The 24,444-nt window shown below is 73.0% G+C and carries 31 protein-coding genes; 10 read left to right on the top strand and 21 right to left on the bottom strand.

What is annotated here, in order from left to right; genetic code table 11:
• The first annotated feature begins 447 nt into the window (after nucleotides 1-447).
• Nucleotides 448-924, top strand: a complete 477-nt coding sequence (locus tag ACVWWH_RS16010) for a hypothetical protein (RefSeq protein WP_457317229.1) — start codon at nucleotides 448-450, stop codon at nucleotides 922-924.
• Between the two features lie 157 nt (nucleotides 925-1,081).
• On the top strand, nucleotides 1,082-2,317 hold the full coding sequence (locus ACVWWH_RS16015; RefSeq protein WP_457317230.1) for a phophatidylserine decarboxylase associated domain-containing protein: 1,236 nt from the start codon (nucleotides 1,082-1,084) through the stop codon (nucleotides 2,315-2,317).
• Between the two features lie 21 nt (nucleotides 2,318-2,338).
• Here ACVWWH_RS16015 and ACVWWH_RS16020 read toward each other — a convergent pair whose 3' ends face one another.
• From ACVWWH_RS16020 to ACVWWH_RS16030, 3 genes are read right to left on the bottom strand one after another with little or no spacing between them, the layout of a single operon-like run.
• Nucleotides 2,339-3,514 carry a flagellar hook protein FlgE gene (locus ACVWWH_RS16020; protein WP_457317231.1) on the bottom strand — a complete coding sequence of 392 codons (1,176 nt, stop codon included), beginning with the start codon at nucleotides 3,512-3,514 and terminating at the stop codon, nucleotides 2,339-2,341.
• 60 nt (nucleotides 3,515-3,574) lie between these two features.
• Complete coding sequence (locus ACVWWH_RS16025) at nucleotides 3,575-4,012, bottom strand: flagellar hook assembly protein FlgD (protein WP_457317232.1); 438 nt, start codon at nucleotides 4,010-4,012, stop codon at nucleotides 3,575-3,577.
• Nucleotides 4,013-4,025: 13 nt separating this feature from the next.
• The gene (locus tag ACVWWH_RS16030; RefSeq protein ID WP_457317233.1) at nucleotides 4,026-4,643 is read right to left on the bottom strand and encodes a flagellar hook-length control protein FliK; all 618 of its coding nucleotides are present in this window, start codon (nucleotides 4,641-4,643) and stop codon (nucleotides 4,026-4,028) included.
• Nucleotides 4,644-5,085: 442 nt separating this feature from the next.
• Here ACVWWH_RS16030 and ACVWWH_RS16035 point away from each other — a divergent pair, with 442 nt between their 5' ends.
• The gene (locus tag ACVWWH_RS16035) at nucleotides 5,086-5,304 is read left to right on the top strand and encodes a hypothetical protein (protein ID WP_457317234.1); all 219 of its coding nucleotides are present in this window, start codon (nucleotides 5,086-5,088) and stop codon (nucleotides 5,302-5,304) included.
• A 193-nt stretch (nucleotides 5,305-5,497) separates the two neighbouring features.
• Here the strand turns inward: ACVWWH_RS16035 and ACVWWH_RS16040 are convergent, their stop codons facing one another.
• The 13 genes from ACVWWH_RS16040 to ACVWWH_RS16100 all read right to left on the bottom strand — a co-directional run bounded on the left by ACVWWH_RS16040 (nucleotide 5,498) and on the right by ACVWWH_RS16100 (nucleotide 16,101).
• The gene (locus ACVWWH_RS16040) at nucleotides 5,498-6,628 is read right to left on the bottom strand and encodes a C40 family peptidase (RefSeq protein WP_457317235.1); all 1,131 of its coding nucleotides are present in this window, start codon (nucleotides 6,626-6,628) and stop codon (nucleotides 5,498-5,500) included.
• Entirely contained in the window at nucleotides 6,625-7,074 is a 450-nt protein-coding gene (locus ACVWWH_RS16045) for a flagellar FliJ family protein (protein ID WP_457317236.1), read from the bottom strand. Before ACVWWH_RS16045 ends, ACVWWH_RS16040 begins: the two co-directional genes overlap by 4 nt.
• The gene (locus ACVWWH_RS16050) at nucleotides 7,071-8,387 is read right to left on the bottom strand and encodes a FliI/YscN family ATPase (protein WP_457317237.1); all 1,317 of its coding nucleotides are present in this window, start codon (nucleotides 8,385-8,387) and stop codon (nucleotides 7,071-7,073) included. The genes ACVWWH_RS16045 and ACVWWH_RS16050 overlap by 4 nt, the downstream gene beginning before the upstream one ends.
• Nucleotides 8,384-9,049 (bottom strand): FliH/SctL family protein, encoded by a 666-nt coding sequence (locus ACVWWH_RS16055; protein ID WP_457317238.1) that lies wholly within the window; start codon nucleotides 9,047-9,049, stop codon nucleotides 8,384-8,386. Before ACVWWH_RS16055 ends, ACVWWH_RS16050 begins: the two co-directional genes overlap by 4 nt.
• Entirely contained in the window at nucleotides 9,039-10,076 is a 1,038-nt protein-coding gene (fliG, locus tag ACVWWH_RS16060; RefSeq protein WP_457317239.1) for a flagellar motor switch protein FliG, read from the bottom strand. Before fliG ends, ACVWWH_RS16055 begins: the two co-directional genes overlap by 11 nt.
• Nucleotides 10,073-11,680 (bottom strand): flagellar basal-body MS-ring/collar protein FliF, encoded by a 1,608-nt coding sequence (gene fliF, locus ACVWWH_RS16065; protein WP_457317240.1) that lies wholly within the window; start codon nucleotides 11,678-11,680, stop codon nucleotides 10,073-10,075. The genes fliG and fliF overlap by 4 nt, the downstream gene beginning before the upstream one ends.
• Nucleotides 11,680-12,009, bottom strand: a complete 330-nt coding sequence (gene fliE, locus ACVWWH_RS16070) for a flagellar hook-basal body complex protein FliE (RefSeq protein ID WP_457317241.1) — start codon at nucleotides 12,007-12,009, stop codon at nucleotides 11,680-11,682. The genes fliF and fliE overlap by 1 nt, the downstream gene beginning before the upstream one ends.
• The gene (locus ACVWWH_RS16075; RefSeq protein ID WP_066495332.1) at nucleotides 12,006-12,401 is read right to left on the bottom strand and encodes a flagellar basal body rod protein FlgC; all 396 of its coding nucleotides are present in this window, start codon (nucleotides 12,399-12,401) and stop codon (nucleotides 12,006-12,008) included. The genes fliE and ACVWWH_RS16075 overlap by 4 nt, the downstream gene beginning before the upstream one ends.
• Nucleotides 12,401-12,742, bottom strand: a complete 342-nt coding sequence (locus ACVWWH_RS16080; RefSeq protein ID WP_447421106.1) for a flagellar basal body rod protein FlgB — start codon at nucleotides 12,740-12,742, stop codon at nucleotides 12,401-12,403. The genes ACVWWH_RS16075 and ACVWWH_RS16080 overlap by 1 nt, the downstream gene beginning before the upstream one ends.
• Nucleotides 12,743-12,887: 145 nt before the next feature.
• Nucleotides 12,888-13,256, bottom strand: coding sequence for a hypothetical protein (locus tag ACVWWH_RS16085; protein WP_457317242.1), 369 nt, complete (start codon nucleotides 13,254-13,256; stop codon nucleotides 12,888-12,890).
• A complete protein-coding gene (gene fliS / locus ACVWWH_RS16090; protein WP_447421104.1) occupies nucleotides 13,249-13,674 on the bottom strand; it encodes a flagellar export chaperone FliS in 426 nt (141 codons plus the stop codon). Before fliS ends, ACVWWH_RS16085 begins: the two co-directional genes overlap by 8 nt.
• Before the next feature lie 22 nt (nucleotides 13,675-13,696).
• Nucleotides 13,697-15,106: a flagellar filament capping protein FliD gene (gene fliD, locus ACVWWH_RS16095; protein WP_457317243.1), complete on the bottom strand. Its 1,410-nt coding sequence runs from the start codon at nucleotides 15,104-15,106 to the stop codon at nucleotides 13,697-13,699.
• A 116-nt stretch (nucleotides 15,107-15,222) separates the two neighbouring features.
• On the bottom strand, nucleotides 15,223-16,101 hold the full coding sequence (locus ACVWWH_RS16100; RefSeq protein WP_457317244.1) for a flagellin N-terminal helical domain-containing protein: 879 nt from the start codon (nucleotides 16,099-16,101) through the stop codon (nucleotides 15,223-15,225).
• A gap of 206 nt (nucleotides 16,102-16,307) precedes the next feature.
• On the opposite strand from ACVWWH_RS16100, the gene flgN reads away from it, so the two are divergent.
• From flgN to ACVWWH_RS16120, 4 genes are read left to right on the top strand one after another with little or no spacing between them, the layout of a single operon-like run.
• A complete protein-coding gene (flgN, locus tag ACVWWH_RS16105) occupies nucleotides 16,308-16,793 on the top strand; it encodes a flagellar export chaperone FlgN (protein WP_457317245.1) in 486 nt (161 codons plus the stop codon).
• A 17-nt stretch (nucleotides 16,794-16,810) separates the two neighbouring features.
• Nucleotides 16,811-18,232, top strand: coding sequence for a flagellar hook-associated protein FlgK (gene flgK / locus ACVWWH_RS16110; RefSeq protein ID WP_457317246.1), 1,422 nt, complete (start codon nucleotides 16,811-16,813; stop codon nucleotides 18,230-18,232).
• Nucleotides 18,233-18,234: 2 nt separating this feature from the next.
• Entirely contained in the window at nucleotides 18,235-19,119 is an 885-nt protein-coding gene (gene flgL, locus ACVWWH_RS16115) for a flagellar hook-associated protein FlgL (protein WP_457317247.1), read from the top strand.
• On the top strand, nucleotides 19,116-19,481 hold the full coding sequence (locus tag ACVWWH_RS16120; protein ID WP_457317248.1) for a flagellar assembly protein FliW: 366 nt from the start codon (nucleotides 19,116-19,118) through the stop codon (nucleotides 19,479-19,481). Before flgL ends, ACVWWH_RS16120 begins: the two co-directional genes overlap by 4 nt.
• 24 nt (nucleotides 19,482-19,505) lie before the next feature.
• Here the strand turns inward: ACVWWH_RS16120 and ACVWWH_RS16125 are convergent, their stop codons facing one another.
• Nucleotides 19,506-20,333 carry a hypothetical protein gene (locus tag ACVWWH_RS16125; protein WP_457317249.1) on the bottom strand — a complete coding sequence of 276 codons (828 nt, stop codon included), beginning with the start codon at nucleotides 20,331-20,333 and terminating at the stop codon, nucleotides 19,506-19,508.
• A 119-nt stretch (nucleotides 20,334-20,452) separates the two neighbouring features.
• Between ACVWWH_RS16125 and ACVWWH_RS16130 the strand changes: the two genes are divergently transcribed.
• The 3 genes from ACVWWH_RS16130 to ACVWWH_RS16140 are packed head-to-tail and all read left to right on the top strand — an operon-like array spanning nucleotide 20,453 to nucleotide 22,330.
• Complete coding sequence (locus ACVWWH_RS16130) at nucleotides 20,453-20,938, top strand: hypothetical protein (protein ID WP_066495308.1); 486 nt, start codon at nucleotides 20,453-20,455, stop codon at nucleotides 20,936-20,938.
• Nucleotides 20,935-21,897 carry a hypothetical protein gene (locus tag ACVWWH_RS16135; RefSeq protein ID WP_447421097.1) on the top strand — a complete coding sequence of 321 codons (963 nt, stop codon included), beginning with the start codon at nucleotides 20,935-20,937 and terminating at the stop codon, nucleotides 21,895-21,897. The genes ACVWWH_RS16130 and ACVWWH_RS16135 overlap by 4 nt, the downstream gene beginning before the upstream one ends.
• Nucleotides 21,890-22,330, top strand: a complete 441-nt coding sequence (locus tag ACVWWH_RS16140) for a hypothetical protein (RefSeq protein WP_457317250.1) — start codon at nucleotides 21,890-21,892, stop codon at nucleotides 22,328-22,330. Before ACVWWH_RS16135 ends, ACVWWH_RS16140 begins: the two co-directional genes overlap by 8 nt.
• Before the next feature lie 128 nt (nucleotides 22,331-22,458).
• On the opposite strand, the gene ACVWWH_RS16145 is transcribed toward ACVWWH_RS16140, so the two are convergent.
• The 4 genes from ACVWWH_RS16145 to ACVWWH_RS16160 form a co-directional block, all read right to left on the bottom strand.
• A complete protein-coding gene (locus ACVWWH_RS16145; RefSeq protein WP_447421095.1) occupies nucleotides 22,459-22,818 on the bottom strand; it encodes an SPW repeat protein in 360 nt (119 codons plus the stop codon).
• A 154-nt stretch (nucleotides 22,819-22,972) separates the two neighbouring features.
• Complete coding sequence (locus ACVWWH_RS16150) at nucleotides 22,973-23,473, bottom strand: universal stress protein (protein WP_457317251.1); 501 nt, start codon at nucleotides 23,471-23,473, stop codon at nucleotides 22,973-22,975.
• Nucleotides 23,474-23,548: 75 nt separating this feature from the next.
• Complete coding sequence (locus ACVWWH_RS16155) at nucleotides 23,549-24,181, bottom strand: DUF6328 family protein (protein ID WP_457317252.1); 633 nt, start codon at nucleotides 24,179-24,181, stop codon at nucleotides 23,549-23,551.
• Nucleotides 24,162-24,431: a DUF7218 family protein gene (locus ACVWWH_RS16160; RefSeq protein ID WP_447421092.1), complete on the bottom strand. Its 270-nt coding sequence runs from the start codon at nucleotides 24,429-24,431 to the stop codon at nucleotides 24,162-24,164. The genes ACVWWH_RS16155 and ACVWWH_RS16160 overlap by 20 nt, the downstream gene beginning before the upstream one ends.
• Nucleotides 24,432-24,444: the final 13 nt, after the last annotated feature.

Here is a 24,444-nt window from a genome sequence, read left to right on the forward strand (position 1 = left end):
CCCCCACTATCGGCCGCCCCGTCCGCGGCGTAAGGCCAGTGCTTTGATCGACAAAGGGGTGTCTGTCTTCCCCCGAATCTGATGACATCCGGACGGAGACTCGGACGGGCGGGGTGTACGGAAGGCGTCCCAGCCGGCCAATGGCCTCCCTCCGGACCGGGCGCCAGCCGGACGCCTCCCGCACGTGCGCGCATGCGGACCGCCAAAGCAGGAGCCAGGGGCCGTCGCACGCTCGGCACCGTGTCTACCAGAGCGGCGCCGACCGGCGACAGGGCGGGACGGGCGTGTCCCGGTGTGTCGCACCACGGGCGCCGAGCCCCGCACGCGCCAGCACGCCCTCCGAGGGGGACCCGACAGCAGCCGGGTGCGTGCTCTCTGTTCATCGTTCTGCGGCTCCGGTTCGCGCGCGTCCCCTGCCACGGGGCGCCTGGTGCGTAGGATCCGGGCGTGAGCACGACCCAGCCCCGCCGCCCGACCCTGAAGGACCTCGGCCTCGATGCCGCCTGGCTCGCCGCCCGCATCGAGGAGAGCCCGATCCTGCTCGACCTCACCGACGGGATGCCCAAATTCGAACGCACCGTCCCCCGCACCGGCCCGGACCAGTTCGCCGTCCTCCTCTTCGACCCGGCCGACGGGACCCGCTTCATCGTCGAGGTCCAGCTCGGGGCCGCCGACACCGACCAGCTCACCCGCGCGCTCGCGCTGTGGGAGGCCGAGCGCACCCGCCTGCCCGTCGCGCACCGGGTCGTTGTCGCCGCCGAGCATATCCCCGCCGACGTCGCCCACGCCGCCGCCCTCGCCCAGGCGACCGCCCCCGTCGGGCTCCTCGAGCTCCACGCCGAGAAGACCGGCAACATCGTCATCGTTCACGGCGAACCCGTCCCCCTCCCCGGCCCAGACGACCCCATCGCCCCGGGGCCCTGACCGAGGAACAGACATCCCGCCACGGTTCAGGGACGCAACCGTCGGGTAATCCCTCTCCGGTGGAGCACACGGGTGCTCGCAGACCCGGCGCGCGTCCGCGCGTCCAGCACTCATCGGACCGCGCGCAGATGCAGTCCCTTAGGAATGAACGAGGACCATGGCGGAACAGGACCACAAGCAGCAAGGCGGATGGCTTCCGGGGCAGGAGGACCTCGAGGCATGGCTTCAGGGGCATGCCGAGCGCACGGCCGGCTCCGAGGCGGAGACCCAGTGGCATCCGGCCGTTCAGCGGTTCCACCGGCTCGTGACGTCGGACCCGATCCTGCGCATGTACGCGACGCAGATGATCGAGCAGGTGCCCTCCGCGAAGCCGTACCAGCAGCGGCACCTGCACAGCTTCGAGCAGATGCTGTCCCTGGTCAACGCCGTCCTGACCATGGCACCGGAGTTCAGCGACGGGTCGATGGTCACGACCCCGATGGCCGGCATCCTCGACTGGACCATGGGCACGCCCGCCGGCTTCGCGTTCTACCGCGACCCGCGGGTGAATGAGAGCCTCAAGGACGTCCTCAACGCCTGGTGCGCCTTCCTGGACAGCGAGGAGTCCTTGTACGTGCTCAACGACTCGGACACGGGCTGGAAGAGCGACACGGCCCAGCGGGTCGTGGGCATGAGCCAGTTCGCCCATGACCCCGACGACCCGCACTGGGGATTCACGTCCTGGAACGACTTCTTCACCCGCCGCTTCGCCGACGGGCAGCGGCCGGTGGACCGCCCCGACGACGACCGGGTGATCGTCAGCGCCTGCGAATCCACGCCGTACAAACTCAGCACCGGGGTGCAGCGCCGGGACGAGTTCTGGGTCAAGAGCCAGCCCTACTCGCTCGAGGACCTGCTCGCGAACGACCCGGCCGTCGACGAGTTCGTCGGCGGGACCGTCCACCAGGCGTTCCTCAGCGCCACGAACTACCACCGCTGGCACAGCCCGGTCGCGGGCACCGTGGTCCGCGCCTACGTCCGGCCCGGCACGTACTTCTCCGAGGCCGACTCCGAAGGCGCGGACGCGGTGGAACCGACCAACTCCCAGGGCTACCTCGCCCACGTCGCCAGCCGCGCCATCATCCTCATCGAGGCAGACAACCCAACGATCGGGCTCGTCGCCGTGGTGCCCGTCGGGATGATCGAGGTCTCCTCCTGCGTCATCGGCGAGCAGGTGGTCCCCGGACACCACCTCGAGAAGGGCGAGGAGCTCGGATACTTCCAGTTCGGCGGCTCCACCCAGTGCCTTCTCTTCCGGCCCGGCGCCGTGGAGTCCTTCGCCCTGCAGGCCATCCCGCAGACCGCCGCCGCACCCGTCCACGTCCGCTCCCACGTGGCCACTGCTGCCCGCTGACGTCTCCGGTTCGCGTCCTTCTTAGCGCTTGAGGTCCACGAGCTCCTGGAGCACCTGGTCAGAGGTGGTGATGATGCGCGCGTTGGCCTGGAAGCCGCGCTGGGCCACGATGAGGTTGGTGAACTCCTGGGACAGGTCCACGTTGCTCATCTCGAGCGCTCCCCCGGCCAGGGTGCCGAAGCCCGGGTCGCCGGCCTGGCCGATCTGGGCGGTGCCGGAGTTCGCGGTGACCGTGTAGGCGGAGTCGCCGGTCTTCTCGAGCCCGGAGGGGTTGGTGAACTTCGCCAGGGCGATCCGGCCGACGGTCTGCTTCAGGCCGTTGCTGAAGGAGCCGATGAGGGAGCCGTCCGAGCCGAGGGTGAACGCCTCGAGCGTGCCGGCGGAGGAGCCGTTCTGGCTCGTGGCGGCCACGGTGGTCATCCCCGCATAGCCGGTCACCGTCCCGAGGTCCACCGTGATGCCGCCGACGGCGAGCGTCCCTCCCGCCGTCTGCCTGCCGCCCGTGAAGGCGAGGGAGCCTGCCCCGGTGGCCCCGTCGGCGTCGGCCGCGGCGACGTTCCACCCGCCGGCCGTCTTGGTGAAGGTGAGCGCGAGGTTCCGGGCGGTGCCGGTCGCGTCGAAGACCTTGATGTCCCGTTCGAGGGAGGTGCCGGCCGCGGCGTCGGAGGGCAGGTTGCCGTCCACCCCGACCTGGCTCGTGGCGACCGCGGGGATCGTGGCTGTCGGCGAGAGCGCGACGTCGCCGATGGGCGAGCCGGTGTTGACCACCCCGGCGGCGTCCGCGGTCCAGCCCTGGAGGATGCCGCCGTCGGGCCCCGCGAGCCGGCCGCCGGCATCGAAGCCGAACGAGCCCGCGCGGGTGTAGAGCTGCTGGCCGCCGCGGCTCGTGATGAAGAACCCGTCCCCGGAGATCATCATGTCGGTGGCCTTGCCGGTGGTCTGGGCCGAGCCCTGGGTGAAGTTCGTGGTGACGGCCGCGACCTTCACGCCGAGGCCGATCTGGGCGGGGTTGGTGCCGCCGGTGGCCGGCTGCGGGCCGCTCGCGCCCTGGGTGAGCTGGGAGAGCGTGTCCTCGAACTGGGTCGAGGAGCCCTTGAAGCCGGTGGTGTTGACGTTGGCGATGTTGTTGCCGGTGACATCCAGCATGGTCTGGTGGGCGCGCAGGCCCGAGATGCCGGAGTAGAGCGAGCGGAGCATGGTGGCTGCCTTTCGTCGGGCGGTCGGGTGGTGAGGGGAGGGCGGGGAGGCGATATGAGGTCAGGCGGTGGCGATGCCGGTGATCGCATCGAGCGGGACCGAGGCGCCGCCGATCGTGACCGTCGGCGCGGAGCCGGTGTAGGAGACGCTGCTGGGGGTGCCGACGGAGGAGGTGCCGTCCGCGGCGAGGTAGGTCACGGCCCTGCCGACGAGGGCTGCCGCGGCAGCGCGCTGCTGCATGCTCAGGCCCTGGGCGCTGTCCGTGGCGAGCTGGGTGAGCTTCTCCATCATGGACAGCTGCGTGGTCTGGTTGATCATCGCGTTGGTGTCCATGGGCGAGCTCGGGTCCTGGTTCTTCAGCTGGGTGACGAGCAGGTCCATGAAGACGGTCGAGTCCATGGTCTGCTTCGGTGCCCGGACGGCCGCCGAGGAGGTGAGGCTCGTGCTCCCGACGGTGCCGATGGGGCTTCCGACCGAGCCGATGGGGCTGGTGCTCATGCGTGCCTTTCTCTCAGACGAGGATGTCCAGGCCGGCGGCCGTGGGCGCTGTGGTGGGCGATGCGGTGGGCGACGCCGCGAGGCCCGGCGGCCCGCCCGGGTCTCGGAGGGTGCCGCCGCTCCCCCGCCCGGAGCCGTGGCCTCCTGGCTGGCTGCCGGGTTGGCCCTGTCCCTGGCCGCCCGGCTGCTGCGGCGCGCCGCGCTGGGAGAGGTCGAGGCTTGCGCCGAGCCCGGTGCCGGCGAGGTCGCGGCGCAGGTCGGCGAGCACGGAGTGGACGGCGGCGCGGCCAGCGTCGGTCGGGGCGAACAGCTCGATCCGCACCCCATCGGCACCGATGCGCGCCTGCACGGTGACCGGGCCGAAGTTCTCCGGGGTCACCTTCACGGTCATGAGGTGCTCGCCCGGGCCGGCCTGCGCAAGCGTTGCCACGGGCCTGGAGAGCTGGTCCGCGAACCCCTGCGGCGGCGCCGCCGGCGGAGGCACGACGGCGGCCGGCGGCGCCGCGTCGGGCCTCGCCGCCGGGAGGGGCACCGCTGCGGGGAGCCCGGCGGCGGCCGCCGCGGACGACGCCGCGGGGTCGCCCGCGGCACGACCCGCCAGAGCGGGACCGGCCAGAGGAGGACCGGCCAAAGGCAGACCGGAGCCCGTCGAACCGGCCACGGCGGATCCCCCGATAGCCGAACCGGACACCGCCGGACCGGAGACCGTCGAAATGGATGCAGGCGCACTAGGCAGGGCCGAGCCAGGCGCCCTGACGGCGGGGCTCCCGGAGCCGGGCGTGAGAGCCGAGGCAGGGAGCGTCTGTGCGTCGGCACCCCCTGGCCACGCGGCTCCCGCCGGCGTCGTCCCGGCGACCCCGGCGGGGCCGAGGGCGCCTGCGGTGGATGATCCCGGAGTGCCGGCCCCCATCGCCGGCACTCCGGAAGCCTGTCGGGGCCCCGCTGCGCCTGGCGCCGCTGCGGCCGCGAGCCCCGCCGCAACGGGCACGGTTCCGGAGGCGCCGGGACCGCCGGTGCCGGGCGCGCCGGCGCCCGGACCGCCGGCGCCGGGCGCGCCTGCGCCCAGGACCCCAGTGGCCAGCACCCCAGCGCCCAGCACCCCAGTGGCCAGCACCCCAGCAGGCGAGGCCGCCGCTGCGGCGAGCGCCGGCGTCGTGCGTGGAGCGCCCGAGGGGGACGCCGTGACCTGTGCCGGGACGAGCCCGGCCAGCGCGGCCGGGTCCGCGCCGCCGGCGGCCGTCTCGGTGCCCGGCTGCCCGGCGGAGCGCCGCGGGCCGGCCGGCCGGACCTGAGCGTGCGGGGCCGGAACGTGCGGGGCCGGAGCGTGCGGGGCCGGAGCGTGCGGGGCCGGCGGCCTCTGGACGTCGGCGAGCGTTGCGGCGAACTGCCCCGGCCCTCCGTCGGAGGCCGGGCCGGGCCGCTGCGGCGGCCGCATGGACGCTGCGGCCACGGGGACGGCGGACGCCGCGGACATGAGCGCTGCCATCAGGCGGCTCCGGGATACAGCGCGGCGACGACCGCGCGGGCCGTGGGTTCCCATCTGGCGTAGGCCTCGGGGTAGGCGGAGCGCTGCACGGCCTGGTCCGCGGCGGTGACGGACATGCCCTGCCACCCGGGAATCGCGGTGAGGCGGTCCAGGAACATCCGGGTCGAGGTCCGGGGGTCCATGGCATCCGCGACGCTGCCCCACGAGAACTGGGCGCCGTTGACCTGCTGCTGGAACAGGCCCACGGAGTAGCCGTCGGCGCCCACCGCGGAGGGGTCGGGGGCGAGCGCCTGCGACCCGGCGACCTTGGGGTTCCAGTACATCCTGAGCGAGGACTCCTGCAGGGCGGTGGAGATCGCGTTGACGGCCGCCTGGGCGGGCAGGCCGCGGGCCCGGACCTCGCCCACGATCGTGCGGGCGTAGCCGAGCTGGGACGCGTCGAGGCCGGCCACGCCCGAAGGCGCGGACCCTCCGGCCACGCCGGCCGGACCGGCCGCGCCCGCGGCGCCGCTGTCCGGCACGATCCGCCGGATGGCAGTGAGGCCCGTGTACTTCTCCCACGCGTCGCGGACCTGGATGGTCTTGCCCGGCTCGGGCGCGTCGATGGCCTTGCCGTTGCCGAGGTAGATGGCCACGTGCTCGCCGCCGAAGTCGATCAGGAGGTCGCCCGGCCTGGCGTCCGCGAGGGAGGCGACGGGCGCGCCCTGGGTCATCTGGTCGTGCACCACACGCGGCAGGGAGATGCCGAGGTCCTGATAGACGCGCTGGACGAATCCGGAGCAGTCCATCCCCCGGGCCGGGTCCGTGCCGCCCCACACGTACGGCACGCCCACGTACCTCTGCGCCGCGGCCGCGACTTGGTCCCCCGTGACGCCGCCGGCGCTCCCGGCGGCGAGGGGACCGGCTGCGTCAGCGGCGGAGGTCGGGGCCGCGTCCGAGGAGGCGGGGGCGAGGAGGCTGGCGAGCGTCTGGGCGAAGGCCGCGCCGGTCTGGGGCGTGGCCGCCGTGCTGGCGGCACCCTGCGCGCTCGAGGGGGCGGACGACGCCGTCCGTGCGGCCGCCGTCGGGTCGAATCCCGCGATGGTGGTCTGGATCTGGGCCACGCGGCCCATGGCCTCGGTGATGCTCATGCGTCCGCGCCTCCGGGTCCAGGCTCGTGGGCGCCGCGGAGCCGGGCGGCGGACCCGAGCTCGTCGAGGACCACCTGCTCGGCGGCGAGCGCCGAGGCCGCGGCGGCGGCCGCGTGGCGCGCCTCGAGCTTCTCCAGCCCCACGGTGCGGGCACGCGCGGCGCCGAACTCGCGCTCGGCCTCGGCCCGCTCGGCCTCGGCCGTGGCGGCGAGGCCGCGCAGCTCGGTGAGCATGCTCATCGAGGAGGCCCGGGCGGCGGCGACGGCCAGCAGCGCGGCCGAGGTGTCGGCGTCGGACGGGATGAGCTCGGTTTCCGCCACGGCCCGGCCCTCGCGCGCGGCGAGGGCGGCCAGGCGGGAGTTCGCGGCGCCGAGGTGGCCGGCGGCCTGGTCCTGCTCGAGCCGGCGCAGCCTGAGCAGTCCGGCGAGGGGGAAGGGTGCCGTCATCGGGGACCTCCGAGGGTCGTGGCGAGTCGGGAGAGCCGGGCCCACGCGTCCTCGGACGCGGTGCGCTCGTCGAGGCCCTGGCGCAGGAACGCGTCGATCTCCCCTGCGTGGTCGAGGGCGGCGTCCACGAGGGGGTTGCCGCCGCGCTGGTAGGCGCCCACGTCGATGAGGTCCTGCGCGGCGGTGCGGGCCGCGAGCACTCGGCGCAGGGCCGCGGCCCAGGCCGTGCGCTCGGGCGGGTTGACCTTGGCCGCGACGCGGGAGACCGAGCCGAGGACGTCGATGGGCGGGAAGTGGCCCATGACGGCGAGCCTGCGCTCGAGCACCACGTGCCCGTCGAGGATCGAGCGGGCGGCGTCCGCCACGGGCTCGTTGTGGTCGTCGCCGTCCACGAGCACCGTGTAGATGCCGGTGACCGACCCGGTGCGGGCGGTCCCGGCCCGCTCGAGGAGGCGGGCGAGGAGAGCGAAGGCCGACGGCGGGTAGCCACGCGTGGCGGGAGGCTCGCCGGCGGAGAGGCCGATCTCGCGCTGGGCCATCGCCACGCGGGTGAGGGAGTCCATCATGAGCAGGGCATGGGCCCCCTGCTCGCGGAACGACTCGGCGATGCGCGTGGCCGTCGAGGCCGCCCGCAGCCGCATGAGTGCCGGCTCGTCGCTCGTGGCGACCACCACGACCGAGCGCGCCAGGCCCTCGGGGCCGAGGTCGTCTTCGAGGAACTCGCGCACCTCGCGGCCGCGCTCCCCCACGAGCGCGATCACGGAGACCTCGGCCTCGGTGCCGCGGGTCACCATGGACAGGAGCGAGGACTTGCCCACGCCGGACCCGGCGAACAGGCCGAGGCGCTGGCCTCGGCCCACGGTGGCGAGCGTGTCCAGGGCGCGGACCCCGGTCTGCAGGGGCGTGTCGATCCGGGCCCGCTCGAGGGCGGACGGGACGCTGCCCTCGTCCGCGACCCGCGGGCCGGCGAGGCGGCCGCGCCCGTCGATCGGGCGGCCGAGTCCGTCGAGGACGCGGCCCAGCAGCGCCGGGCCGGTGGGGACGAGGGAACCGCCGCGGCGCGCGCGCACGGGATGGCCCACGCGGAGGCCGCTGAGGGGACCGAGCGGCATGCAGGTCAGGGTGCCCCGCGCGGAGGCGACCACCTGCGCGCCGGTGACCAGGCCGGCGTCGCCCGTGATCTCGACGAGGTCCCCGACCGCGCAGCCCAGCCCGGCGACCTCGAGCCCGAGGCCGCGGACGGCGGCCACGGTGCCGACGCGCTCGGGGGCCGCGGCCGCGACGGCGGCGGGGAGGCCCTGCAGGAGGCTCATGGCCGGGCCTCAGCTCTCGCCGGGTCGTCGGAGCCCGTGAGGGCCGCTGCGGCGCGAGCGAGGGCGGTGCCGATCCGGGCGTCGAGCTCGCCGTCGGGGTAGACGGCCACGGCATCCCCGCGGGCCAGGGACGGGTCCGGCTCGAGGGCCACGCTGGCGGGGACAGAGCCCGCGGCCTCGCCGAGGAGGGCGAGGTCCGCCGGGTGGAGGCGGACGGCGAGGACGGCGGCGGCGTCCGATGCGGACAGGGCGCGGGCGAGGGCGGCCCGGGCGCCGCCGGGGGCGTCGCCCAGTTCCCGCCCGATCGCGGCCTCCGCGACAGCGAGCGCCGCGGCGGCGATCTGGGACTCGGCCTCGGCGAGGACGGGGGCGGTGCGGGCCTCGAGGGCGCGGGCGGCCGCGGCGAGGACGGCCACGGTGGCCTCGGTCCGCGCGCGGGCGGCGGCGAGCGCGGCCGCGTGCTCGGCCCGACGCTGCTCCTGGCACGCGGCAGCCTCGGCGGCGGCCCGGCGCAGTCCCGCGGCGTACCCTGCCGCGTGGCCGCGCGCGTAGCCCTCGGACTCTCCGGCCGGATCCAGGTCCGGGAAGACGACCGGGCGCACCGGCGCCCCGGGGACATGCGCACTGGGCAGCGGCGCGCCGGTCACGGTGTCAGTAGACAAGGTCGTCCTCCTCGCCGCGGCGCATCGTGATGGCCCCGGTGGCCTCGAGCTCGCGGATCGAGCGCACGATCTCGGCGCGCGCCTCCTCCACCTCGGAGGCCCGCACCGGCCCGAGGGCCGCGATCTCGGAGGTGAGGATGTCCCGGTTGCGGTCGGAGACGTTGCCCGTGATGGCGTCCAGCACCGGCTGGGTGGCGCCCTTCATGGCCCGGGCGAGCACGCCGGCGTCGACCCCGCGGAGGATGAGCTGGATGTCCTTGCGCTCGAGCTTGACGATGTCCGCGAAGGTGAGCATCTTCGATCGGACCTCCTCGGCCAGCTCGGGGTCCCGCTCGGCGAGCCCGTCCAGGACCGTGCGCTCGGTGGCCACGTCGGAACGGTTGATGATGTCCACGAGCGGCTGGACGCCGCCCATGACCTCGGCCTGCCGCTGCCCCGGGGCGAGGGCCGTCCCCGTGCGGGCGCGCAGGCACTCGGCCACGACGCTCACGGCCTCCGGGGTCGCGGAGCCCATGGTGGCCAGGGCATGTGCCACGTCGGTGGCTTGCGCCGCGCCGAGCCCGGCGACCACCTGGGAGGCCTGCTCGGGGCGCAAGTGGGCGAGCACGAGGGCGATCGTCTCGGGCAGCTCGCCGTCGAGGAGGGTCAGCAGCTGCGCGGGGTCCACGGTGTCGAGGAACTCGAACGACTTCCCGGCCATGGTCGAGGCGAGCCGGTCCATGACCCCCGCCGCCCGGTCGGGGCCGAAGGAGGACTCGAGGAGGCCGACGGCGAAGTCGCGGCCTCCGCGCGCCATGCGCCGCCCCGAGACCGCGATCTCGTGGAACTCGGCGATGACCTCGTCGGAGACGGCCGGGGCCACGCGGCTGAGCCGGACGATCTCGGCCGCGATGTCCTCCGCCTCCGCCTCGGTGAAGTGGGCCATGACCTTCGCGGCGGACTCGGGGCTCATCTGCATGAGCACGATCGCGACCTTCTGCGTCCCGGTGAGCCTGAGCTCTCCGGGCGCTGCGAGCGCGGGCGTCATACGGTCTGCCTCTCGTCCATGAGCCCGCGCAGGTACTCGGCGGTCTTCTGCGGCTCGGTGGCACCCAGCCGGTCCACCTGGGCCCGGCGCCGCTCGGCGTCGAGCACCTCCTCGGCCGGGTCGGGCAGCGCGGGGACGAGCGGCTCCACCGCAGGGAGGGCCGTGGTGACCGAAGGTTCGATGGCCACGGGGACGGGCAGCTCGTCGAGGAGGATGTCGCCGCCGAGCTCCATCGGCTCGCGGGCGGCCATGCGGCGCCGTCGCATCCACAGCAGCACGGCCGTGACGATGAGCGCCAGCAGGGCCACCCCGGCCCAGATCATGGTGGTCAGCAGCTGGCCCTGGAGCCTGGCGGCCTCGTCGGCCTGCTGCTGGGCGAGCGCGGCCTTGGCCTGGTCCGCGGCGGCGGTGCTGAACGGCACCACCTGCATCGAGAGGACGTCCCCGCGGGTCGTGTCGATCCCGGCGGCGGCGGAGACGAGCGCGTTGAGGTTCTGGATGTTCACCCCGCCGGCGGCCGTGGAGTTGACGGCGACCGAGACGGACTGGCGCTTGAGCGCCCCGGCAGGGATGGTGCGGTCCTCGGTGACCTTGTTCACCGCGTTGTCCCGGGTGTCCTTGGTCGAGTCGTAGGTGCCGTTGCCGCCGGCCCCGCCCGAGGGCACGGCGATGTTGTCCGGTCCGAGCACCCCGGAGGCGCCCGAGGCTCCGGTGCCGCTGTACTTCTCCGTGGTGGTGGACTGGCTCAGCGGGGCTGCCGAGGCGCTCGCGTACGTCTCCGACTTCTGCTGCGCGGACTGCTGGTCCACCTCGGGCACCACCGCCACGGTCGCGTTGCCGGGGCCGAGCACGCGGTCGAGCACCGCCTGGACGGCGGCCTGCGTGCGCTGCTGGTAGTCGGCGGCCTGCTTCGCGCCGTTCGCGCTCAGGCCGGCGCCGACGGCGGAGAGCACGTTGCCCTGGGCGTCCACCACGGAGACGTTGGCGGCCTTGAGGCTCGGCACGGCCGCGGAGGTCAGGTGCACGATCGCCTCGACCTTGTCCGCCGAGAGGGTCTGCCCGGGCACGGTCTCGACGAACACGGACGCCGTGGGGTCGACCTGCTGGGACGTGAAGACCGTCTTCTGCGGCAGGGCCAGCTGCACCGTGGCCGTCTTGACCCCGTCGAGGTGCGAGATCGTGGTGCCCAGCTCCCCCTCGATGGCCCGCTTGTAGGTGACGTCCTGCTGGAACTCGGAGGAGGTCACGCCCATCTTGTCCAGGAGCGAGTAGCCCGTGGCGGGCGCGGCCGGGAGGCCCGCGGAGGCGGCCTTGAGCCGCTCGTCGTAGACCTTCTCCTGCGGCACGAGCACGGTCGCCCCGCCGTCCGCGAGCTGGTACGGCACGTTGTCCTTGCCGAGCTGGGCCACCACGGCGCTCGCGTCCGAGCTCTGCAGGCCGGTGAACAGCGGGGCGTAGGTGGGCCGGGTCAGCCACGCGACGAGCGCCACGGTGCCCAGGGCCAGGACGGCGATGCCGATGACGGCGAGGGTCCGCTGCCCGGTCGTGAAGCCCCTGACGGTGACCGCGAGGCGCCTGCCCGCGGCCAGGAGGAACGGCGGCATCAGCCCTGCATCCTCATGATCTCGTTGAACGCGTCCACGCCCTTGTTGCGCACGGTGGCCGCGAGCTCGAGGGTGACCTGGGCCCGGGTCGCGGCGATGGTCGCGTTGTGGATGTCATCCAGGTTCCCGGTCACCGCCTGGACGGAGAGCTGGTTGGAGGTGGACTGGAGCTGCTGCAGGTTGTCCACGGCGCCGGCGAGGCTCGCCGCGAAGCCGCCGCCCGCCGTCGTGTCCGCCGTCGTGCCGGTGACCCCGGCGCTGCCGGTGACTCCGTCGAGGCCCTGGACGCCCTGCAGCGGGGAGACCGGTCCGATGGGTGCGATGCTCATGATGACTTGCCGATCTGCAGCGCGGACTCGTACATGGTGCGGGCCCGGTCCACGACCTGGGCGTTGGCCTGGTAGCCGCGCTGGGCCATGATGAGCGAGCCCATCTGCTCGTTGAGGTCGATGTCCGGGTAGCGCACGTAGCCCTGCGCGTCGGCGACGGGGTTGGAGGGCTCGTACACCATGCGCCCGGCCGCGCTGCCCTGCGGGGTGCTCTTGACGTACACGCCGGAGGTGCCCGGGCCGGCCTGCGCCTCGATGAACCTGGCCTGGAACGCCGGCCCGCTGGTCGGGGAGGCGTCGTTGACGTTGGCGAGGTTGTCCGAGATCGCATCGAGCCACTTGCGGTGAACGGTGAGGGCGGTGCCGGCGATCCCGATCGCGTCGAAGGTCATCAGGCCGTCCTCATCGCCGTGCGGACCCCGGTGAACTGCGCGTTGATGGCCTGCGAGGCGAACTGGTAGCGCAGCACGGTGTCGACGTTGGAGAGGGTCTCCGTGTCGAGGTTGACGTTGTTCCCGTCCGTGCGGGTCGGCTCCGCGGAGATGGAGGTGGTCGCGGACGCGCGCCCGTCCCCGGCCTGCACGGAGGCGGCGAGCGCGGACTCGAAGGACACGCGCTGGGCGTGGTAGCCCGGGGTGTTGACGTTGGCGATGTTGTCCGCGATGGCGCGCTGGCGCTGCGAGAGTCCGTCGAGGGCGCTGGTGAGCGCGGCGGACGTCACGGATTCGAGCACAGTTCTCCTGCCACAAGGAAACGTGAGGGAGGCCGATCCGTGGCCTGGTCTGCGAGCAATCCGTGCTCGCAGGGGACTATCGGCAGGGGGTGCCGGGGCGTTAGCCGGTGATGTCTGTGATGCCGGATCAGCCCGTGATGCCGGATCAGCCCGTGACGTCGAGGTACACCGGGGCGTCCTGCCGTGCCGACGGCACGGCGCGCAGCGCGGCGAGGTGGGTGGCCGCGCTCGAGCGCGCCGCGGCCAGCCGGGCGGCGAGGCCGCGCTGGGCGGCCTCGAGGGCGCGGGCGCGCGCCGCGAGGGACTCGGGCAGCGGTCCGAGGCCCGGAGGCGGGGCCCAGTGCACGACGGCGGGTGGGAGCCCCGCGTGGTCCGGCCCGCCGGCGTCGTGCCCGCCCACGGGAGGCCCACCCACGGGTGGGCCGCCGAGCAGCCGCTCGGAGGCGGCGAGGTCCGCCTCGAGGGCCGCGAGGACCGACTCCCAGCCGTCGGGGCGAGCCGCGGCCTCAGCCAACGGCGTAGCCCCGGGTCGCGTCGACGCCAGTGGAGTCCTCCTCGGCGACGACCCCTGCCGCGGCGTGCCAGGACTGCTGGAGCGGCTCGAGCAGGGTGATGGCCTCGCGGGTCCGGGCAGGATCACGGTGGATGTTCGCGTTGACGAGGGCCACGCGCACGTACTCGTAGATGGCGCGCAGGCCATCCGCGCCGTCCCACACGCCGGGCCTGAGCGTGGCGGTGAGCTCGGCGATGATGTCCTGCGCGTGCAGGAGGTGGTCACTGGCCGCCTGCCAGTCCGCGGACCCCTGGGCCAGCTCGGCGCGGCGCAGGTCCAGCAGGAGCCGGTCGTAGAGCATGGTCAGGAGCCGGGCCGGGCTCGCAGACAGCACGGCGTCCCGGGTGTACTGCTGGCGGGCGAAGGCTGCGCTTCTCACGGATGGTGTCCTTTCTTCGGACTCACTTCGACGTCGGGCTGTAGCTGGGGAGCCCGGCGATCTGGCTCGTGAGCCACGTCTGCTGGGACTTGAGCGTGCCGAGCGCGGTGTCCATCGCGTTGTAGACCGCGGTGAGGGAGGCCCTGCGGTCGGCGAGCCTCAGGTCCCAGTCGCTGATCTGGGTGCCGAGGTCGCTCACGGTGCTCTGGTGCCCCTGGATGAGCGACGTGATCGATCCGGTCACGGGGTCCGAGGCGTTCTTCGCGGCGGTGGCGACGCGGCCGGCGATCTCCGCAAGGGCCGACTGCGTGCCTGCCGGGTCCGCCGCGAGCGCGGCGGAGAACTTCGCCGAGTCGAACGTGAACGTCCCGTCGCGCTGGATCACGATCCCGATCTGCGACGGGGACTGTCCGTTGGACGTCGGCAGGTAGAGCGCGTCGGTGACCGAGTCCCCTACGCCCCGCACGCTCGAGTCGCCGGTGAAGAGGCCGCCGCTGGCTGAAGAGGTGCCGGAGGAGGTGCTGGTCGTCGTGACGGCCGAGTTGCTCGCGATGGTGCCGAGCAGGTCGTTGACGGAGGCGACGAGGTCGCTGGCCTGCTTCGAGATGCCTGCTGAATCGCTCGCGACGGTGACGGTCACGCTGCTCCCCACGGCCCCCGCGGCGGCGGTGACGTTCACCCCCGGGAGGAGGTTGGTGAACGTGTTCGTGGACGAGGTGATGGTCTGCTGCGCGGCGGTCCCCGCGTAGAGGGTCGCCTTCGCGTCCTGCGCGGTGGTGACGACGGCGGCACCCGGCTGTGACATGAGGTCGGTGGCCGTGCCGGCGCTCACGTCGGCGGACGTGCCCTGGTACGCCGTGAACGCGCCCGCGGCGCCGGACTGGGTTGCCGTGAGCTGGAGCCGGTAGAGCGGGTTGCCGCTCGCGTCGGTGCCGGCCGCGACCTTGAGGGCCTTGGCGGGGCCACCGGAGGCGTTGATGGCCGTGACCACGTCATCGAGCGAGGTGCTCGCGGGGGTGATCTGGGTCTGCTTCCCGGTCGAGTCCACGATGGTCAGCGCAGAGGGCGCTCCCGTCGAGTCGGTGGGCCACGAGGTCATCGCGGCGGTCACGTCGACCTGGGTCTGCGCGAGCTGGTTGACCGTGAGACTGAAGGTCCCCGCGGTAGCCGTGGTCCCGGCGGTCGCGGTCACGGCCGTGTTGTCCGTCGTCGCGGTGAAGAGGTTGGTCGCCCCGGGCGCCGAGATCTTGGTGGCGAGGTCGCTGAGCGCAGACGCCTTGGTGTTGAGGCCCTGGAGGGCCGTGATCATGCTCTGCTCGTCCGACTGGGCCTGCTTGAGCTGCTGCTGGGGCAGGGCCTCGACGTTCATGAGCGAGGTGATGATGGAGGTGATGTCCAGTCCGCTGCCGAGTCCGTTGACCGAGACTCCCATGGTGGTGCTCCTTGGGTCCGGCGCGGTGCCGGGCGATGCCGCGCCGCGTCAGGGGTGGGACGCCGAGGGCGGCCAGGCCGTGGAGGGCCTGGCCGCCGCCGGCGCTACTGCACTGATCAGCCGAGGAGCTTGAGGATGCCCTGGCCGGACTGGTTGGCCTGCGCGAGCATCGCCGTGCCGGCCTGCGAGAGGATCGAGTCCTTCGTGTAGTTGACCATCTCGGACGCCATGTCGGTGTCCGTGATGTGCGACTGCGCCGCGGCGAGGTTCTGCGCCGAGACGTTCGCGATGTTCATCGCGTGGCTCAGGCGGTTCTGAGAGGCGCCGAGGTCGGAGCGCTGGGCAGAAATGTTCGCGATGGCGGTGTCGATCTTCGCAATCGTTGCTTGAGCGTTCGTGCTCGCGGTTCCGTCTCCGGCCACCGTGTCGGTCACCTTGAAGTCAGTCCCGGCGGTGGTCCCGTCCGCAGAGGCGAGGGCGCCCACGCCCGTGGTCGCATTGGCCACATCCGCGAGGTTCACCGTGATCGTGGAGTTCGCATCGCTTCCGGTGCCAATCTGGAAGTTCTCGGTTCCACCCTTGAGCAGGTTGTTGCCGTTGAAGTTCGTACCGTTGGTGATGCGGTAGAGCTCCTTGCTGAGAGCATCCGCCTCCTTCTGGATCGAGGCTCGCGAATCCGCGTTGTTCGAGTCGTTGGCCCCCTGCACCGCGAGGTCGCGCATGCGCTGCAGGATGGAGTGGACCTCGCCGAGGGCGCCGTCGGCGGTCTGGATGACGTTGATGCCGTCCTGGGCATTCCGGGCGGCGACACCGTAGCCGTTGACCTGGGACTTGAGGCCCTCGGAGATCGAGAGGCCCGCGGCGTCGTCGGCGGCGGTGTTGATGCGGAGACCGCTCGAGAGCTTGGCCATGGAGCTGGCCATCTCGATGGAGGTCTTGTTGAGGTTCTGGTAGGCCTGCATGGCCGAAAGGTTGGTGTTGACGGTCAGTGCCATCGTGGGTTCCTCCGTGACTGGTGATGTGTACTGCTCCGGGTCCATCCGTGGACCCTCAACCGCACCTATCGGCGGGCTGCACGAATGCGTTAGCTGGGAGTTCGCCTAAAGATTCCGGCCGCCCTGCCGACAGGTACAGATACACGGCGCGCATGTGCGCCACGCACCCGGCACTGTTGCCTCATGGATGAGGAGTTGGCCAAGGAATGGCGATCCACGACCTGTCGGCCCAGCTCTGGCGTGAACGCGAGCTGCTGGACCTGCTGACGTTCAAGCTCGAGGAAGAGCAGCTGCTGCTGACCGCGGGCAAGACGCGGTGGCTCTCGCACGCGACCCGCGAGGTCGAGCACGTCCTCGAGCGACTCCAGGCGGTGGGGCTCGAGCGCGCGGTGACGGCCGCCGCCGTCGCCCGCGAGTGGGGCCTGGCCGAGGAGGCGACGCTCCGCGACCTCGCCGCCGGCGCGCCCGACGCCGCGTGGGCGGACATCCTCTCGGCCCACCTCAAGGCGATGACGGACCAGGCGGCGCTCATCCGGCAGCTGCGCGACGCGAACGCCCAGTTCCTGCGCGCCGCCGCACGGTCCACGCAGGAGACCCTCGCGGAGACCGAGGCCTCCGCCGCAACCCTCTACGACGCCCACGGACGCTCGGCTGCCCAGGGCAGCGCGCGCCTGTTCGACCAGGAACTCTGAGCGGAAAAGGATCCCCTGTGAGCACCTTCGGCGCCCTCAACACCGCCTACCGCGGGCTCTCCGCCGCGCAGCAGGCCATGGACCTCGCCGGCCACAACATCTCCAACGCCGGCACCGACGGCTACACCCGCCAGCGGATCGAGCAGTCCGCCGTGGCGGCGCCCGCGGCGATGGGCCTTGCAGCGGCCGGGCCGCAGGTGGGCCAGGGAGTCTCGGTGGACCGGATCGCCCGGCTCGGCAATGCCCTGCTGGACGCCTCGGCCCGCACCACCGCGGCCACGGCCGGGTACACGGCGCAGCGCTCGTCCGCCTACCAGCAGATCGAGGCGACCCTGAACGAGCCCGGTACCGACGGCCTCTCCGCGCGGCTCCAGTCGTTCTGGTCGGCGTGGCAGGACGTGGCCAACCAGCCCGGCGCGCCGGCCCCGGCGAGCGCCCTGATCCAGGCCGGCAACCAGGTGGCCTCGACGCTCTCCGCCGGCTACGCCGCGCTGGACGCGCAGTGGACCGCCACCCGCTCGGACGCGCAGTCCATGGTCGCCTCGCTCAACGACGCCGCTGCCCAGGTCGCGGCCCTGAACAAGAGCATCCGCTCGACACTGGGCGCGGGCGGCTCGGCGAACGAGCTCATCGACGCCCGCGCGAGGCTCACCGAGACCATCGCCTCCCTCGCCGGCGGCACGGTGCGCGAGGAGGCCGACGGCACCGCCACGGTCTATCTCGGCGGGAACGCACTCGTGAGCGGCGACTCCGCCCGCGCGGTGCAGCTCGCGGGGGCGAGCACGATGGCGGACGCGGCCTCGGGCGCCCCCACCCTGGTGTGGGCGGACCGGCCCGGGCAGGCGGTGGGGCTCGACGGCGGGTCGATCGCCGGGGCGCTCTCCATCCTCGCCCCCGCGAACGGCGGGAAGGGCGGGGCGATCGCCGAGGCAGCCGCCCAGTACAACGCGGTCGCGGCGTCCCTGGCCTCCTCGGTCAACGCCGTCCACGGCGCGGGACAGACGCCCACCGGCGCCGCGGGCGGGAACTTCTTCGCCCTCTCCGCCTCGCTGCCCGCCGCGCAGGGGCTCTCCGTGGTGCCGGCCGGCGCCGCGGGGATCGCTTCCGGCGCCGCCGGGGCGGGTGCGCTCGACGGCTCGACCGCGGATGCGATCGCCCAGCTCGGCCTCGCCCCGGGATCACCGGACGCGAGCTGGGCCGCGTTCGTCACGGCCACGGGGTCGGCGTCCCGCGCCGCCCAGCAGCAGGGCGACCTCGCGGACACCGCCGCGGCGAACGCGAAGCAGGCGCAGACCTCGAACGCGTCGGTCAGCCTCGACGAGGAGAACGTGAACCTCCTCGCGGCGCAGCACGGGTACCAGGCTGCGGCCCGCGTCCTGACGGCGGTCGACCAGGCCCTCGACACGCTCATCAACCACACCGGAACGGTAGGACTGTAGCCATGCTCCGCGTGACCGACCAGACCATGACCCTCGCGGCCCAGCGCGCCCTCGGCGCCCGGCAGGCGAGGCTCGCCGCGGCCCAGGCCACCGCGTCCTCCGGCACCCGCATCACACGCCCGTCCGACGACCCGGTGGGCACGGGCGAGGCGCTGCGGGTACGGGCACAGCTCGCCGCGGGCGCGCAGTACCAGCGGAACATCGACGACGGCACCGCCTGGCTCAACACCCTCGACTCGGCCCTCGGCTCCGCCACCGGTCTGCTCCGGCAGGTCCGCGACGCCGCCATCCAGGGCGGCAACGGCTCGCTGAACCAGGACGGCCGCAACGCCCTCGCGACCCAGATAGACTCCCTCCGGCGGGACCTGCTGGCCACCGCCAACACGCAGTACATGGGCCGCAGCGTCTTCGCCGGGACCTCGGACGCCGCGAGCGCGTTCACGGACGGGACCCCGCCCACCTACAACGGCACCCAGGGAGGCACCGTGCAGCGCCGGATCGGCCCCGACCAGACCGTCCGCGTGGACGCCGACGGCGGTGCCGCGTTCGGAACCGGCCCCGGCTCCGTCTTCGCGGTCCTGGACGGCATCGCCGCCGATCTCCGCTCTGGCGCCGACCCGACGTCGCGCCTCACCGCCCTCGACGCCGGGATGAGCGCGGTCGCCGCCGCCCGCTCCGACGTGGGCGGCCGGCTCTCCGAGCTCGCCCGCGCCGGCCAGGCCACCGCGGACACCGCCACCTCGCTCGAGGCGCGCCGCAGCGGCATCGAGGACATGGACCTCGGCAAGGCCGTGCTGGACCTCCAGCTGCAGCAGACCGCCTACCAGGCCGCCCTCGCGGTGACCGCCAAGGTGCTCCAGCCGAGCCTGACGGACTTCCTCCGGTGAGCGCGCTCGCCTTCGCGGAGCCCCTCCCCGGCCTCGCCCCGCACACGGACTACCTTCTCGAGGCGGTCGACGGCGCCCCCGGGCTCTTCAGCCTCTGCCCGCCGGGGGATCCCGAGATCCGGCTCTTCGTCCTCGACGCCGCGGTGTACGTGCCGGGCTACTCCCCCGACATCGCGGCGCAGGCCGCCCGGATCGGCCTCGGCGAGCAGGACCGCCCGCGGATCCTCGTCGTCGCGACGCCCGCTGGGGGCGCGACGACGGTCAACCTCGCGGCCCCGGTGCTGGTCAACGAGGTGGACGGGCGGGCCGTCCAGGCCGTGCTCGAGGGCTGGCCCGTGCGGGCCGGACTCGGCGCGCAGTAGGCCCGGCTTTTCTGCTGGTCCGGGCTAGTCCTGGTGTCCCCGGCCGCCCTGGCCGTTGCCCTTGCCCTGGCTCCGGCCGCCGCCCTGGTTGCCCTGGCCGTTCCCTTTGGCCGGCGCGTTTCCGCTCCCCTGGCCCCCGGAGACCGAGATCCCGTAGGGGTCCGTCAGCCCGAGGATCCGGTCGAGGGTGCTCGTGAGCGCTCCGGCGGCAGACACGTTGCCGTCGCCCTGCCCCCTGCCGCGGCCGTTCGCACGGCCCTGGCCGTTCCCGCTGCCCTGGCCGATCCCGCTGCCCTGGCCGCTCGCATCCGCTGCCGCCGCACCGTCCTGGCCTCGGCCGCTCGGCCCTGCGCCGTCCCGGCCGCTGCCCTTCGTGTCATCGCCGTTCGAGCCTGCGCTGTCCTGGCCCTTCCCCACCGCGAGGGGCTGGCCACCCGGGGAGTCGGGGCCCTGACCTGACGCGCCGTCCGTCCCCGCGTCGTTGGCATCGCCGTCGGCGCCTGCCGCGTCGCCGCCTTGGCTGCCGCTCTGGGCTGCGGCGGCCGGGGCCGTCGCCGCCGGGGTGAGCACGACGGCGGGGCGGGCGCCGCAGAGGGCATGGATGCAGGGGTCGATGGGCGGCATCGCCGCGGCGTCAAGGCTGCCGGCAGCGTTCGCGGCGCGCGCCGACGAGGCGGAGGCGGGTATGGCACGGAGCGCGGCGGCCGATGCGCTGGCCCGCGCCGACTGGACGGTGGCACCGTACTGCTGGAGCGGACCGTTCATGGCCGCCTGCAGGGTGCTGACGCCGCAGAATGTCAGAACAGCTGTCCCGCCGACCACGGCCGGCAGCTGCCACATCAACTTCTTCATTTTTCAGCCTTGATGTCGCGCGGCCGTTCATCCGGCCCCCACGCAGACCTTACACTGTGTCGAGTGGTGCTGGTGCCACTGGTGCTGGCGGGACCACGGGGGACTAAGGGGGTTGTGTCATGGACACAGGTGTTCTCCGGCGGCAGGCGGCCGCCGCGTTCGAGGCGCTCGGGGCGCCGGACCATCTCACGCTCGACTCGCTCGCCGAGCGCATCGAAGAGCATCGCGGCCGGAAGATCGTGGTTCGCGCGGTCGACCATCTCGGCGCAGACAAGATCTCCGGCCTGTGGCTCTCGCTGCCCGCGGCCGAGCTGGTGCTCCATGCTAAGACCGGTTCCGAGCTGCACCGCGAGCAGATCATCCTCCACGAGCTGGCCCACATGGTGCTCCAGCACGACCTCCTGGTCGGCGAGGACCGCCATGTCGCCTCCCTGCTGCCGGACCTGGACCGCAGCATCGTGTCCCGTGTCCTGGCGCGCTGCCGGCGGCAGTCGGAGCCGGAGATCGTCGCGGAGTCCCTGGCCGACCTGTTCGCCGGGGCCATCGCCCGCGGCCGGCGCGCCCGCCGGGACGAGCCCCTCAACTTCCGGGGCGTGTTCGGATGACCCCGCTCGCGGCCGCGACGGCGGCCCTCTGGATCCTCGTCCTGACCCGGCTCGGGCCGTTCCTGCGCAAGCGCGGGGACCTCGTCTTCTGCGCGGCCCTCGCCGGGGCCGCGGCCGCGGTACTCATGGCGCCCGCGGTGAGCAGCACGGTCTTCGGCGGCGGCGCGGCGGTGCCCACGGTCGGCTCCCTCATCATGCTCGCGCTCGGGCTCGTGCGCGCGGCGATCGTCCGCGCCGTCGTGCTCCCTGCGGACCAGGGCCCGGTGCTCCAGCGCGGTCTCCTCCAGACGGCCGCGGCCATGACGGCGTACTGCTCCGCCTACACCTGCGCGGCCCTCGTCGGCGCGGTCCCGCTGCGCGGACTCCCTGCGGTTCCCGAGGCCCAGGTGGACGTCGGGGTGTTCGTGTTCACCACGACCCTCTCCATCTACGTCATCTTCGCCGCCGTCCAGATCGCGCTCGTGTGCCTCCGCTACGTGCCGCAGATGGCCTCGGGCCTGTTCAGAATCGGGTTCACCACGGTGGCCGTGGGATGCGGCTCGGCGATCGCCGGCATGGCGGCCAACGTGCTGCGGGAGGCTGGGGACCTCACCTCGATGGGCCTCGATGCCGGGCCCGCCCTCGAGGCCTCCTTCGAGTGGTTCGCCGGCTGCGCCGGGGTGCTGCTGCCGCTCGGCCTCGCGCTCCCCTCGCTGACGCGGTGGGCCGATGCCTGGCAGGTCTATGAGCGGTACTGCCTGCTGCGGCTGGACCGGGTCTGGCGGCGCGCGGCCGACTCCAACCTCGTGATGGACGCCCTCACGGCGCCCCTCAGCGGCGTCGTCAGCAGGGATCCCAGGTCGCGCCTGCACCGCGCCCTCGTCGAAATCATGGACAGCGAACTCGCCGCCGGCGGCTCGCTCCTGACATCATCTGAATCGAGACTCGTCAAGAAATCGGAGGAAGCCTTCTATGCCTGAGAATCTCCCGCCGGAGCCACAGGAAGTCTTGGCGGAACGCCTCAACACGCTCCTCGACGTCGTGGCTGCCGAGGGCGGCAGCCGCTACACGTTCCCGGAGATCAAGACCGCCATGGAGGCCCGCGGCGTCCACATCTCCCGCCAGCGGTGGCACTACATGCGCGCCGGCACCGGCCCCATGACCACGGACACGCCCCTCCTCGAAGCCCTCGCGGACTTCTTCGGGGTCCCCGTGTCCTTCCTGACCGAGGCCGACGCCGAGGTGCCCTCGCGGGTCACAGCCCAGCTCGAGCTGCTCCGCACGCTCAAGGAGGCCGAGGTCAAGAACTTCGCTGCACGTGCCCTCACGAGCGACCTCTCCCCCGAGACGCTCCTCGAGATCCGCGACATCATCGACCAGACCCTCAACCGCCAGTCCCACGACCAGGACTGAAGGCGGCAGAACGGCCTCGAGGATGTGAATCGGCGCCAAGGATCTGAAACGGCCGGAGGCGCCAGGGGCAGGACATGAAAGGGCCGCGGCCCCTGCGGGGGCCGCGGCCAGTGTGTAGGATGACTCGCTCAGTGCGAGGGCATCACGCGGTGGTGCCTGGCGTCGTTGGCCGGTTTGAAGGCCGCAGCTGTCACTCCAGCGGCGATGATGCCGGCGATCCACGAGGTCCAGGACGCTCCCGTGTGATCCGTGTACGCGCCCATCCACGGGGACACGAACAGCAGGACGCCGAGGGCGCACTGCACATATTCGAGCCACGGTGTGCCGGGCAGCGACAGGTTGAGGACGCCCGAAACGATCAGCAAGATGCCGAACACGAGCATGAGCGAGGTCGACGACGCGGTCTGCGCCGTCCACATCACTGCAAGCGCCGCGTAGAGGCCGCACACGATCGCGACGTAGTCCTCCCAGCGCGTCCACTTGTTCATGGGTTGCACTCCTCCCAACTTTCCATACCCCCGGTCCCCCCGGGGAACGGCGGTCAGTGCTCGGGCTGGTCGGTGCATCCGCGCCGGCGCGAGAGGCGCTGGCCACTTCCAGTACACGCCGGAGAACGCAGGCTGTAAAGGGCGCAAGTCCCTCCTAGCTGCGGGTCAGCTCCTGTGCGTCGAGAGACTCGCCCGCCTGCTCGTCGCCCTGCGCATGCAGCACCATGACAGGGCACGAGGCGTGCTCGGCCACCGCCCGGCTCACCGAGCCGAGGAGCATCCCCATGAAGCCGCCGAGTCCGCGGGAACCGACCACGAGCATGGTGGCATCCTGGCTGGCCCGGACGAGGACCTGCGCCGGGCGCCCCTCGACCGTGAGCGCCCGCAGCCCCTCCGGCTGCTGGTCCCCGTAGGCCTCCTTGAGGGCAGACTGCAGCACCGTCGCCGCGTCCTCCTCGGGATTCCAGTCGATGCCGGGGTAGGAGACGTACCCGGCGCTGCTGGCGGGAATGTGCCATGCGGCGATCGCGGTGATCGGACCGCCCACCGTCGGCTGGAGCCGCGCGGCCCACTTGAGGGCCTCGATCGAGAGAGGCGAACCGTCGACGCCGACGACGATCCCTTGGACGGGGGCAGGAACCTGTGCTTCGCTCATGGCCAGAGCCTAGGTCCGCGGGTCCGGCCGGACTAGGGAACTTGTGCCCGCAAGCAGGGCCCGCCGCTCCCGGCCTCACTCCGCCGGGCTACCCTCGGCCCCGTGGCCGCGCGGCTCGTGTGCCTCTCGGGTGCCGTGGCCCTGTTCGGCGTCCCGCTCCCGGTCCGCAACCTCCGTCTCGGGCAGCTTGGTCGGCTCCGGAAAGCGCGAGATCGCGGCCGGCACGGCGAGGAACATCATGATGCACAGCAGGCACAGGACGCCGCCCGCCACGAGGGACTGCCACCGTCCCAGCACCACATCGAAGATCAGCGACGAGGTGCCCATGATGAGCAGGGCAGCCAGCCCGAGGGCCACCTTCGCTGCCCACGCCCCGCTCGCCACGAGGCGGTCCTTGACCTGCTTGCGGAAGAGCCACCGGTGCACGCTCAACGGCGTGAGCACGACGAGGAGGGCTACGGCAGCGATCACCACCAGGACGAGGTACAGCGTGCGGGCGTACTCGTCCAGCATGGTGAAGCGGGCCTGGAACGGCAGCGTCATGAGGAAGCCCGCGATGAGCTGAAGGCCCGTCTGCAGGATGCGCAGCTCCTGCAGGATCTCGGCCCAGTTCCGGTCCAGCTTCTCCGCGTAGGTTTCGCGCCGGTGGTAGAGCAGGTGCCGCTGGGACTTGCGTTCGGTGGCCCGCTCAGTGGTTCCGGAGGGCATCGATGAGCTCACTCTTGCGCAGGGAGGAGTACCCCTTCAGGCCGAGCTCCTTCGCGCGGTCCCGCAGCTCGCCCACGGTGCGATCCTCGTAGTCGCCGGCCTTGCCCCCGCGGTGCCCCACCTTCCCGCGGCCTTCCTTCGCGGCGGCGTTGGAGACCCGGGCGGCCTTCTGCTTCGAGGCTCCCTCGTCGCGCAGCTCCTCGTACATCTGTGGATCCTTGATGCTCGGAGGCGTCTTCTTCGCCGGCATGGCGGTTCTCCTT

This window comes from Sinomonas sp. RB5, from assembly GCF_054063535.1.

Bases quoted from the DNA above. Each gene is read 5' to 3' on its own strand.
- ACVWWH_RS16040 (WP_457317235.1), bottom strand. From the start codon at position 6,628: ATGAGCATCACCGAGGCCATGGGCCGCGTGGCCCAGATCCAGACCACC.
- ACVWWH_RS16140 (WP_457317250.1), top strand. From the start codon at position 21,890: ATGCCTGAGAATCTCCCGCCGGAGCCACAGGAAGTCTTGGCGGAACGC.
- ACVWWH_RS16150 (WP_457317251.1), bottom strand. From the start codon at position 23,473: ATGAGCGAAGCACAGGTTCCTGCCCCCGTCCAAGGGATCGTCGTCGGC.
- flgN (WP_457317245.1), top strand. From the start codon at position 16,308: ATGGCGATCCACGACCTGTCGGCCCAGCTCTGGCGTGAACGCGAGCTG.
- ACVWWH_RS16160 (WP_447421092.1), bottom strand. From the start codon at position 24,431: ATGCCGGCGAAGAAGACGCCTCCGAGCATCAAGGATCCACAGATGTAC.
- ACVWWH_RS16155 (WP_457317252.1), bottom strand. From the start codon at position 24,181: ATGCCCTCCGGAACCACTGAGCGGGCCACCGAACGCAAGTCCCAGCGG.
- ACVWWH_RS16145 (WP_447421095.1), bottom strand. From the start codon at position 22,818: ATGAACAAGTGGACGCGCTGGGAGGACTACGTCGCGATCGTGTGCGGC.
- flgL (WP_457317247.1), top strand. From the start codon at position 18,235: ATGCTCCGCGTGACCGACCAGACCATGACCCTCGCGGCCCAGCGCGCC.
- ACVWWH_RS16125 (WP_457317249.1), bottom strand. From the start codon at position 20,333: ATGAAGAAGTTGATGTGGCAGCTGCCGGCCGTGGTCGGCGGGACAGCT.
- ACVWWH_RS16130 (WP_066495308.1), top strand. From the start codon at position 20,453: ATGGACACAGGTGTTCTCCGGCGGCAGGCGGCCGCCGCGTTCGAGGCG.
- ACVWWH_RS16135 (WP_447421097.1), top strand. From the start codon at position 20,935: ATGACCCCGCTCGCGGCCGCGACGGCGGCCCTCTGGATCCTCGTCCTG.
- ACVWWH_RS16100 (WP_457317244.1), bottom strand. From the start codon at position 16,101: ATGGCACTGACCGTCAACACCAACCTTTCGGCCATGCAGGCCTACCAG.
- ACVWWH_RS16045 (WP_457317236.1), bottom strand. From the start codon at position 7,074: ATGACGGCACCCTTCCCCCTCGCCGGACTGCTCAGGCTGCGCCGGCTC.
- ACVWWH_RS16020 (WP_457317231.1), bottom strand. From the start codon at position 3,514: ATGCTCCGCTCGCTCTACTCCGGCATCTCGGGCCTGCGCGCCCACCAG.
- fliD (WP_457317243.1), bottom strand. From the start codon at position 15,106: ATGGGAGTCTCGGTCAACGGACTCGGCAGCGGACTGGACATCACCTCC.
- fliF (WP_457317240.1), bottom strand. From the start codon at position 11,680: ATGCCGCCGTTCCTCCTGGCCGCGGGCAGGCGCCTCGCGGTCACCGTC.
- ACVWWH_RS16050 (WP_457317237.1), bottom strand. From the start codon at position 8,387: ATGAGCCTCCTGCAGGGCCTCCCCGCCGCCGTCGCGGCCGCGGCCCCC.
- fliE (WP_457317241.1), bottom strand. From the start codon at position 12,009: ATGAGCATCGCACCCATCGGACCGGTCTCCCCGCTGCAGGGCGTCCAG.
- fliG (WP_457317239.1), bottom strand. From the start codon at position 10,076: ATGACGCCCGCGCTCGCAGCGCCCGGAGAGCTCAGGCTCACCGGGACG.
- ACVWWH_RS16025 (WP_457317232.1), bottom strand. From the start codon at position 4,012: ATGAGCACCAGCCCCATCGGCTCGGTCGGAAGCCCCATCGGCACCGTC.
- ACVWWH_RS16015 (WP_457317230.1), top strand. From the start codon at position 1,082: ATGGCGGAACAGGACCACAAGCAGCAAGGCGGATGGCTTCCGGGGCAG.
- ACVWWH_RS16075 (WP_066495332.1), bottom strand. From the start codon at position 12,401: ATGACCTTCGACGCGATCGGGATCGCCGGCACCGCCCTCACCGTTCAC.